The sequence below is a fragment of the Luteimonas sp. FCS-9 genome (assembly GCF_001014645.1).
Taxonomy (GTDB): domain Bacteria; phylum Pseudomonadota; class Gammaproteobacteria; order Xanthomonadales; family Xanthomonadaceae; genus Luteimonas.
Genome location: NZ_LASZ01000003.1, coordinates 313,612 through 320,679 on the forward strand (window position 1 = coordinate 313,612; position 7,068 = coordinate 320,679).

At 57.6% G+C, this 7,068-nt stretch carries 8 protein-coding genes and 1 pseudogene; 1 reads left to right on the plus strand and 8 read right to left on the minus strand.

Features of this window, described 5'->3' with window-relative positions; translation table 11 throughout:
• Positions 1–29 precede the first annotated feature (29 nt).
• Positions 30–215: a hypothetical protein gene (locus WQ56_RS18515; RefSeq protein WP_156170328.1), complete on the minus strand. Its 186-nt coding sequence runs from the start codon at positions 213–215 to the stop codon at positions 30–32.
• 1,471 nt (positions 216–1,686) lie between these two features.
• Here WQ56_RS18515 and WQ56_RS04720 point away from each other — a divergent pair.
• A pseudogene (locus WQ56_RS04720) lies at positions 1,687–2,818 on the plus strand (IS3 family transposase).
• On the opposite strand, the gene WQ56_RS18520 reads toward WQ56_RS04720, so the two are convergent.
• From WQ56_RS18520 to WQ56_RS17985, 7 genes are all read right to left on the minus strand, one after another.
• Positions 2,796–3,335 (minus strand): hypothetical protein, encoded by a 540-nt coding sequence (locus WQ56_RS18520; RefSeq protein WP_156170330.1) that lies wholly within the window; start codon positions 3,333–3,335, stop codon positions 2,796–2,798. The pseudogene WQ56_RS04720 and the gene WQ56_RS18520 sit on opposite strands and share 23 nt — an antisense overlap.
• 118 nt (positions 3,336–3,453) lie before the next feature.
• Complete coding sequence (locus tag WQ56_RS04725) at positions 3,454–4,116, minus strand: IS3 family transposase (protein ID WP_231583355.1); 663 nt, start codon at positions 4,114–4,116, stop codon at positions 3,454–3,456.
• Positions 4,113–4,271: a hypothetical protein gene (locus WQ56_RS19235; RefSeq protein ID WP_231583356.1), complete on the minus strand. Its 159-nt coding sequence runs from the start codon at positions 4,269–4,271 to the stop codon at positions 4,113–4,115. The genes WQ56_RS04725 and WQ56_RS19235 overlap by 4 nt, the downstream gene beginning before the upstream one ends.
• Positions 4,271–4,585, minus strand: coding sequence for a DUF1153 domain-containing protein (locus WQ56_RS04730; RefSeq protein ID WP_047135885.1), 315 nt, complete (start codon positions 4,583–4,585; stop codon positions 4,271–4,273). Before WQ56_RS04730 ends, WQ56_RS19235 begins: the two co-directional genes overlap by 1 nt.
• A 174-nt stretch (positions 4,586–4,759) precedes the next feature.
• A complete protein-coding gene (locus WQ56_RS18525) occupies positions 4,760–5,431 on the minus strand; it encodes a hypothetical protein (protein ID WP_156170332.1) in 672 nt (223 codons plus the stop codon).
• A gap of 46 nt (positions 5,432–5,477) precedes the next feature.
• Positions 5,478–5,999: a hypothetical protein gene (locus WQ56_RS18530; RefSeq protein ID WP_156170334.1), complete on the minus strand. Its 522-nt coding sequence runs from the start codon at positions 5,997–5,999 to the stop codon at positions 5,478–5,480.
• The coding region (locus WQ56_RS17985) for an MFS transporter (protein WP_156170336.1) at positions 5,992–7,068 on the minus strand (1,077 nt) is incomplete at its 5' end. The genes WQ56_RS18530 and WQ56_RS17985, both read right to left, overlap by 8 nt.

Genomic DNA, 7,068 nt, shown 5'->3' on the forward strand with positions numbered 1-7,068 from the left:
TGAGCGGCCTCGTGGAAATAGATCGAGATCTAGGCGCAAGCTTCCGCGATGCAGCGGTCGTACATGCGTTCGCAGCCGATCGTCGTCGTCGCCGGATCGGCGAGACACGCGACATAGCGATCCCAGCAATGCGGCGCGCCGCAACTCTGGGCAGTAGCGAGACCAGCTGCAGCCAGCGCTGCGCCGCCAACGATGCCGACCAGCAGTGATTTCATCGTCATGATGTGACCCATCCATTGATGCCCACGACGGGCTTCCAGACCATAGCCAGCGCAAAGGGGCCGGGTCTGTGATGTGGGGCGTACTCCGGCTACCAAGCCGCAAATCTTACATAATGTACATTATGCGAAATTCTGCGACGGATTCGACGTGACGTAGCGCGGCACCTTGCGACGTTGGTGGGCACCGCACTTACGAGTGCCCCGCGTACGCACTTAACGTGTGCATCTGACGCAACAAAGGTGTACCTCGAAGATCCCGACGCACAAGAGCGTGACACGCGTGCGACTTCCGCAGGGTTGGGTGACCCCTTATCGCTGAGTCGAATTGTTTGTCCGTCGCGAACGACGGACAGCCTCTTTGGCCTCCAACTCGGCCATGACGACATCCATCTCCCGAGAGACCAAACGCCAAAACGCGATCAACGGGCTCGTCCTGAGCGGCCTGGATCATGAAGCTACCCGATGCGCGCCGCCCTAGAAACCCTGGATCAATGAAGATCGCCCTGCTGCTCCTGGCACTGACGCTCGGACTGACAACCGTCGCCTTCTCCGCTTCCGCAAAGCCAAGCCTGATCCCGCGGGATTGCCCGGCGCACATTCCGAAATCATCTCGACAACTGACATCACGCCGAAAATGGCAATACAGACAAGCCGCATGTCCGAATTTGGCCCTTTGTCGATCCTCGGGTAGACTGGCGGCGCGAAGGCGGCCAACGAGGCGGCAGGCTACCGCGCTGAATTCGGCATTGATGACCCGGCCCTGCTGATTTCAAGCCTGCTTGCAGCGCGCCTAGGCGAGCTCACCTCACTAACGGTGCGCGCGGTGGACACAGGCCTGGCCGATGCGGACAGCTACATGCAAAACCGCATTCAGAGCCCAGCCGATGTCGCTGCTAAGCATGGGCCAGGAAAGCTCGTGGTGAGTACCAGCACACAGCGCTGGGCCTTCGTGAAGGCAGGATCCACGTATCGGCTTCAACTTATCGCGAACGTCTAGGTTGTCGATACCTACATTGGAAAGCGTCTAGCGCGTGAGGACTGCATAACGCGGCTTAGCCGAGACGATGCACCTGACGTCGCGACTTTCCTCAATGACGAAGCAGCTTCGATGAAGGCCGAGCTCGATTACGGCACTCGCTTTTGTGCCGCTTAGCTCGCTGGAAAGCTCTTCGGCGAGGAGTCCATCTCTCTCAGAGCCGCATCGGTGCACGAGACGGACTGATCACGAAGACCATCAATACGCACGAACAGAAGGAGCTGCAATTCGCCTCTACGACCTACTCCGTCACTGTGAGCCGTCTTTCGCTCCGGTCAAGACGAAAGTCCACCTCGCCCGCAGTAATGGCATCGACACGCGCTGCACGTCTGGCAGCAGAACGACTTTGATACTTGGCAGCAGTGACCTGCCCCCACTGAGCCGTACCACTAAAAGCTAGGTAGAGTCTGTCACCCAGAGAGGACGGACATGCGCAAGAGTCGCTTCACGACGGAACAGATCATCGGCTTCATCAAGCAGGCCGAGGCCGGCATGGCGGTATCGGAGTTGGGCCGGCAGCACGGCTTCAGCCCGGCCAGCTTCTACGCCTGGCGCGCCAAGTACGGCGGCATGGAGGCTGAGGACGCCAAGCGGCTGAAGGAGCTCGAGTCCGAGAACGCCCGGCTCAAGCGATTGCTGGCCGAGGCGCACCTGGACATTGAGGCGCTCAAGGTGGGCTTCGGGGTAAAACGCTAGCCCCGCAACGCAAGCGCGAGGCGGTCCGTCGCATGCTCGAAGCGACCACAGTGAGCGAGCGACGGGCCTGCCGCCTTGCGGGGCTGTCCCGCGATGCTTTCCGCCATCCGCCCGAACAGGCGCCTGCAACGCAGGTTCTGTCGGCGCGGATCATCGAACTGGCGCAAGTGCGCCGCAGGTTCGGCTATCGCCGCCTGCACGACCTGCTGCGTTCGGAGTACCCGGCTGTGAACCACAAGAAGGTCTATCGCCTCTATCGCGAGGCGAATTTGGCAGTGCGTCGCCGCAAGAAGGTCCGCAGGCCACCGAGCGAACGCCAAGCACTGTCGGCTACAGCCGCGCCCAATGCGGTGTGGAGCATGGCTTCGTCAGCGACGCGCTGGCCAATGGTCGTCGCCTGAAGAGCCTGACGGTCGCCGACGACTTCACCCACGAGTGCGTGGACATCACAGTCGACCACGGCATCAGCGGCACCTACGTCGTCCGCGTGCTCGATCAGGCCGCAAGGTTCCGCGGCTACCCGAAGGCTGTGCGCACCGACAACGGCCCGGAGTTCACCAGTCGCGCTTTCATCGCATGGGCGCAGCAACATGGCATCGAACACCTGCTGATCGAGCCCGGCCGGCCCATGCAGAACGGCTACATCGAGAGCTTCAACGGCAAGTTCCGGGACGAGTGCCTGAACGAGCACTGGTTCACGTCACTTGCCCAGGCCCACGCCGTCATCACCGAGTGGCGTCGGGATTACAACGAGGTAAGACCGCACAGCAGCTGTGGGCGCATTCCGCCCGCCCAGTTCGCTGCCAACCACCGTGCCCAACCCCATCCACCCAAAGTACCCTTCAACCCCGGGCTCTCCCAGTAACTGGTGGTACGGCTACTGGGGGCAGGTCAGCCTGCGCAAGATTCAGTTCAAGCTGGAACTTCAAGAGGGTCGCTCGAAGCATCTGATCGAACTCATCATCGCTGGAAGATGTTGCAATCGCGCGAGTAAGGCCTTCGATGATTTCGTCGGGAAGTTCATAAGTGTCTCTTTCGAGTTCTGCGAACTTCTGACTAAGCGCAACGAACACCCGCTCTTGGCGCGCAGGTGCATTGATCGCAGCATGGAACGCCGCCGAGATATCTTCCACGCGTAGTGGCCTATCGGTAGCTTGGGCGTGCAGGAAAGAGAGCCCGAGCACCTTGATTGCACCAGCTACAATTTTCTCCGCCGTATCGACAGCAGTCGGATATTGCGCAATCACCGCCGCATGCGCCTTGGCCGCTAGTCCCAGCACTTCCTTGATCAGAACAATGATCTCAGCAACTCTCACGGCTGTGAGAAGTGATTCCTTGACCGCGATCTGTCCCTTTGCCTGATCAGAGGGCTTCGTTTCCATTTTGCATCGCTCCATGTATGCGTAATCGCGTTGGGGTTGTAGCACAACTCCACGCTTGATTCTCTTGGATGCGCAAACGATCTGCAGTCCTGTAATGACCCAGCCCTTCCTGCACAGGTCAGGGCGCTGAAGCGTATGCCTCGGCGGGTGTCTTCATGCCCAGCGCCTGATGCGGCCGCCGGTGGTTGTAGAACTGGATCCAGTCTCCGATCACGCGCATCGCATGCTGCAAGCTTTCAAAGCGGTGTCGGTGTGCGCACTGCTCCTTTAGCGTCCGGACGACGCGCTCCACCATGCCGTTCTGCTGTGCGTAGTGCGGCGTGATGAATTCCTGCTGCAGGCCATAGCCGCGCACCAGGCGCGTGTAGTGGCGGCTGGTGAAGACCAATCCGTTGTCCGAGCGCAGCAGGAACGGTTCGGGCATGCGGCCGAGCGTGCCAAAACGCGTGATCAGCGCCTGCGCCAGAGCCGCCGCGGCCGTCGTCGCACGGCCGGTTCGCGATAGGTGCCAGCCCAGAAGTTGTCGGGTGTGGCAGTCGATCACCAGCGCCAGGGTGAGCCAGCCGTCGCGGCCGCCCCAGATCCGGCACAGGTCGCTCGCCCAGCGCTGGTTCGGTGCCGACGCCACCGAGGGCAGCGCCTGGATGCGGGGACGCATGCCCACCGAACGCTTGCGCACCTGCCAGCCCTTCAACTGGAAGATCCGCTGCACCGTGTTCTTGTTCATGCCGAGCAGGCCGGCGACCGTGCGATACCCGAACGACGGCTCGGCCTCGATCAACTCTTTGATCGGCCAGCCAGCTCCGGCCGCACCACCGGCGCCGCCTTCACCGGCCGGTAGTAGACCGTCCGTCGCGCCACCGCGAACCAGCGGCACAACTGCGCCATCGAGACCACCACGCCATCATCGCGCAGTCCCTGCTGGATCGTGACCATCAGGTCTCGTCCTTGCCCAGCAGGGACGCCAATTTTTTTTGAGCGCGCAGCTCCAGCATCGCCTCGCCATACGCCTCTTGCAGATCCTTGAGCTGCCGCTCGTACTGCTCGCGCACGTCCTCGGGCTTGGCACGCAGCGCGTTCTCCATCCCGCGCTTGCCGTCATCGACCCAACCCTCGATCTCGGAAGGCGGCAGGTCGAACTGGCGACTCGCCTCCGACACAGTGGTCTTGCCCTGGATGATCTCCAGCACCAACGCCGACTTCCGGCGTGCCGTCCAGCGTTTGATTTCTTCCTCCATTACCGCGCTCATCGGTGTCTCCTTGAAAAGGTTATACCTGAGCAGGAAATCACTGGGTCATTACATTTGAATGCTCGCGGCCCACCCAACAGACGAACATCACACTCGTAAAGCGCAAATACTAGCGTGGAGCAAGGCATTCACCATTCAGACTCTAAGCGAGCACCTGGGCATGCCTCTGGGCGACTAGTCGTAATAGGCGTCTACGGATTGCACCAGCCGATCCGATCCGATGAAGTTTGCCATTTCCTTCAGGAAATCCCTCTGACTGCTCGCATCTAGTGCAGTCACCACCTCACCTTGATGCGTCATAAAGGCCTGCTTAAACTTGAACTTACTCCGGGGAACCAAGTTTATGGATATCGACAGCGATGAGGGGGGATACTGAACGTGCACATCATCGTATTCATAAACAATCGCGCAATCCCCGCGCTCTAGGACGATTTCCTCACTCTCTTCAATTAACACTTTATCCGAAATTGCCACCTCTCTAGCTCCACGACCAGATCGGAAGAACTTAGTCCTATAACCCGGCCCAAAGTATCCAATTGTCAGAAAGCTAAAGTTGTGATCGTGGGGTACACAGTAGGCATACTTGAAAAGGTTAGCGGCGCTCATCTCGGAGGCCGGAATCGCGGGCCAGATCATCGCGCGCACGTAGAAATGCTCCCTAGCCGCGAGCATAATAGACTGACTAACTCCAGGCGCTCCATTCAACTCCAAAGATTTGAAGTGATCCTCTAAAAGATCCTGGTTCAGTATCAATTTCTGTAGCGCAGGAACGACTTTCAGAAAATCATCCTCAGACTCAAATCGCCCCACCTCCTCGCACAAGCTGCAAAAAGTGGTGAGAGACATAGCACTTTGACTCTCCACAGAGTCCGTTCTCTTTATAAGCCTCATCTCATGCCCCTCGCTGAGACTTGGCCCAAAAGGAGGCGTCGCGACGCATCTCAGATCGAACCTCGTCCAGCGGAAAAGTCGGCATCGACGCCGAACCTAAGCCAAACGGAGACTTGGCGTCTAGGCCTACAGAGCAGGTAACGATGACACCCGGCTCCACGACTTCAACCTTGATCGATCCAGGTCCATCTTCGGAAACGAACAGTGCGTCACACCCGACGGTCAGACGCGTTTCACTGAGTTCCTTTCCGTCGCTACGGCCACAACGAACAACCGACAATACACAATCGTTCACGGGCGCAACGATGAGCGCCAAACTGTAATTAAATAAAACCGATTTCTCGCGCTCAGCGAGCATACCTATGCTAAATCTAGCAGGCAATCCAGGAAACAGGTCCAAAAGCCGCATTTGCAAAATTTTGGGATACTCATTCTCCCGCAGCAGGCTTTCAAAAATTCCCACGATGTCTCTACGCGTGTCACAGACCACTTCGGTAAGCCCCTGATAACGAGCATCAAGCATCTTGATGCTCCTCTTTATAGCCGGGCTGGAAAAGGTGCGCTGAGAATAGAATGATCGCGGTTGACGCCACATAGAGAACCGCAGAACTCAAGAATGCGAGATTGATCGAGTAATAGTGAGATACATAACCCGCTTGCAGCACCCCGAGGGTCGCGCCCACCTGCACCGAAACTGATCGGATCGAGAGCATGCTGCTCCTCAGGTCGTCGGACGCATACCTGTGAAACAAAGCTATTACTGGCGAAGCCGAGCTCGAAGATGCTAGATAGATCAGAACAAAACAGACGATGAAGACCGCCATGCTGGAGCTATAGGCGAGCAGGATGAACGCCGCGATCAAAACCAACCTCGTAACAACGAGGGGGTAAATTAGATTCTGATTGAAGATCTCACAAAGCTTGATCGAAAAACGCTGACCGAAAATAGAAACAACCAGACCACCGCAGAAGAAGTAGTAAAATACCGTCTTTGAAATGCTATCTCCAGTAAGACTGTCGACCTGCAGTTGCCAGAACTTCTCAAAGCACATGTAAGCCGCAGCCGCGACCATGCTCGTGGCGTTGATCACGAGCAAGTGCTTGCTACGAAAGAAAACTGTAACAGACTCGTTAAATAGCTCTCGAATATCCGCAGATCTCCGCTGCGAGGCCTTCCCCGGAGGCGGGAACGGTGGTTCGACAACGCGCTTCGCCACGTAAAATGCCATGAGCATCGAGAAGCACCCTACCAAGAGGAAAATTCGATCCTGCACTGCGACGAAAATCCTATAACTCGAATGCTCCACAATAAGTCCAAGTGCAATACCTAAAAGCGCACCGATCAGCGTTCCCGATATGGAGAAAAGACCGAGCTTCGCTAGCTTGGCTTGCAAAGTTTCATGTTGCGCTTGCTGATTGTAAGACTGGACATATATTGAATCCATTGTCCCGGATGTCATTGCGGTCGAGAGCCCGGACAGAAACATGGCAAACGCCAAACCCGCGAAGCTGTCAGAAACGGTAATCGCGATGCAGAACAAAATGAAAGGCACCTGCCCAACAAGAAATGTTTTCTTCCGACCGAACTTGTC